This window comes from Frankia sp. CpI1-P, assembly GCF_001421075.1.
Lineage (GTDB): Bacteria > Actinomycetota > Actinomycetes > Frankiales > Frankiaceae > Frankia > Frankia torreyi.
In genome coordinates this window covers 1-2,322 of record NZ_LJJX01000124.1, presented here as the reverse complement: position 1 = coordinate 2,322, position 2,322 = coordinate 1, and the positions used below count along the sequence as shown (strand labels likewise).

General features: G+C 73.4%; 1 protein-coding gene and 1 pseudogene. Both read right to left on the bottom strand.

Annotation, left to right across the window (positions count from 1 at the left end; all coding sequences use genetic code 11):
* Positions 1–187 precede the first annotated feature (187 nt).
* Positions 188–520: pseudogene (locus FF86_RS36925) on the bottom strand (hypothetical protein); the annotation flags it as partial.
* 196 nt (positions 521–716) lie between these two features.
* Complete coding sequence (locus tag FF86_RS30915; RefSeq protein ID WP_044888787.1) at positions 717–1,028, bottom strand: hypothetical protein; 312 nt, start codon at positions 1,026–1,028, stop codon at positions 717–719.
* Positions 1,029–2,322 lie beyond the last annotated feature (1,294 nt).

Below are 2,322 nucleotides of genomic sequence, written 5' to 3'. Positions count from 1 at the left end.
TGATTCCTCCCGCGGTGTACTTCCTGCGGAGGTGCACGCGGTAACGGGGTGCGTCGAGAAGGCGGGCGTAGAAGGCGGGGACGTCGAGGAGGTCTAGGCCGTCGGAGTCGACCATGCCGGTGATGATCACGTCGCCGTGGATTGGCTGGTCGGGGAGAAACCTGCGCGGGTGGTAGGCGGCGAGGGNCGTGGCGCGCTCGTTGAGGGGTGTGCTTGCGGGCAGCGGCGGGTCGCCCATCCACAGCACGGCGCCGTCCTGTTCGAGGTCGATCGGTTCGCAGCCGCCGCCTGCCAGGTCTTTGAACGTCGTGTCGTCCGAGGGGTTGATGGCGAGGAGGCGGTGGGGACGTGCGGGATCGGCGGGAATCGCCAGGACGGTGATCGTCGCCGGTGTGCGCGGCGCGAGGTGTCCCGTGCCCGTGGCTGGGACCGTTGAGGCCGCCGCAGGGTGGATGGTCGGCGGGGAGAGGTTGTCGGTGGGACGGCCGGGCGTGGGGTGGGTGTCATGGTCCGGGGACATGACGGATCTCCTTCACGGGGATGTTCCGGCGGGGGGCAGGTGGGGCCGGCCGGGCCGATGGCGGTGGGGTCACGGCCCGTGCCGGCGAGAGAGTCGCTGGTTGGANGGCCGCACGACCCGCGCGGGCGATGGGTGGCGCCGGTCCGCCCGGGGCGGTCATGGGTGGGCCATGGCCGCCCCGGTGACGGATCGGTGGTCAGTCGTCGAGGGCGGTGTGGTCGTTTTCCCAGGCCGTGGTCCAGGTGAAGCGCAGGGCCGGTGGGGTGGGGTCGGGGACCGTCGCGGGGTCGGAGACGACGTGGTGGCTCGACCAGGAGGCGATGCAGGCGGGGCACACCGTGTCGGCGTGCGGCTGGTAGTGCGCGGGGCGTGCCAGACCGGCGGGGCGGGTCGGCGGGCAGCCGTCGGGGAAGTAGGGGGCCATCTGGGTCGAGGCGAGTTCGGCGGGGCGGGTGGGGGCGTCGGCGTCCCGCAGGATGATCAGGACGCGCTGCTGGAGGTCGGGCATGTCGAGGCTCCTTGCGGTGCGGGTCGGGCGAGGGGTCAGGTGGAGGGGGAATGGCGCGGGTTGGGGTTGAAGACGAGGGCACCGTCGGGCAGGCGGGCGGCGAGAATCCGTCCGCTGCGCACCGCGTCGATCAGGCCCAGGTCGACGGCGGGATCGGGGTGCNGCCCACCCGCGTGATCACCAGTGGCGATCAGGTGGGCGGCGTCGTCGGCGGCGAGGTAGCGGTCACCGGTGAGGATCAGACCGGCGGCTTCGATGCTGGTGATCTGGCGGGCGCCGGCGGGCAGGGATGGCTTACCGACGTTGGGGTTCGGAACGGGGGTGGCGTAGCCGGTGGAGCGCAGGGCGGTGGTGAGGATCGCGAGGTCGATGTGNGGGCCGAGGCATCCCTGCAACGGCNCGCCGTCGGGGGTGCGCAGGTGGAACTCGAGGCCGAGGCTGTGCAGGGTGATCCGGGTGTGGCCGGTCGGGTGGTCGGCGACGAACACGCACGGGTCTGGGAATCCCAGCAGGGGCAGCCAGGCCATGCGGGTGAACCCGGCGCCGCGCAGCAGACGCAGCAGGGCGGGATCGTGGCGGGTGGTGTCGGGTGTGGGTGCGGGTGCGGGCGAGGCGAGCGCGTAGATCATGGGGCTGGCGGCAGGGGCCGGGAACGGGTCGGAGACGTTGACGTCGAGGCGGGCGGCGGGCAGGCAGCCGGGGCAGACCGCGGTGATGTGGGGGGCGTAGTGGCCGTCGCTGGCCGGCCAGTTCGGCATGTGATCGGGGCAGCCGTCCGGGAAGTACGGGGTGGCGTAGACGGTCGCGAGTTCCGGGCTGGTGGGCGTGCCGTACGGGGAGATCGCGACGCGGTAGCGGATCGGGTCCATGGAGCGCTCCTGTTTCGGCGGTGGGGGGTGGCGGGGTGGGGTGCGGCCCTGGGGGTTGGGGGCCGCACCCCGGGGCGGGTCAGGGGGTGAGGGCGCGTAGGGCGGCGGCGGCGATCGCGGTGGCGGTGTCGCGGGGGNGCGAGAGGGTGACGACGTGGGCGGGGGGCAGGGGGCTGCTGAGCTCGTGGGGTTGGATCCACAGCAGGTGGCATCCGGCGGNGGCGAGACGNGGCAGGCGGNNGGCNGCNCCGNNGNGNTCGNNGGNNCGGAACGCCCCGTCGGAGATGATNACGAGGAGGCGGGTGGTGCCGGGCTGGTCGAGGGCGAGGGTGTCGGTGAGGTGGTCCAGGGCGCTGCAGACCTGCTCGTAGTTGTCGAGGGCGTGGAAGGTGGTGACGCGGGCGGGGGCGGGTCCGGGGTGGGTG

Excerpts from the sequence above, each read along its gene's own strand:
- FF86_RS30915 (WP_044888787.1), bottom strand. The coding sequence starts at position 1,028 with ATGCCCGACCTCCAGCAGCGCGTCCTGATCATCCTGCGGGACGCCGAC.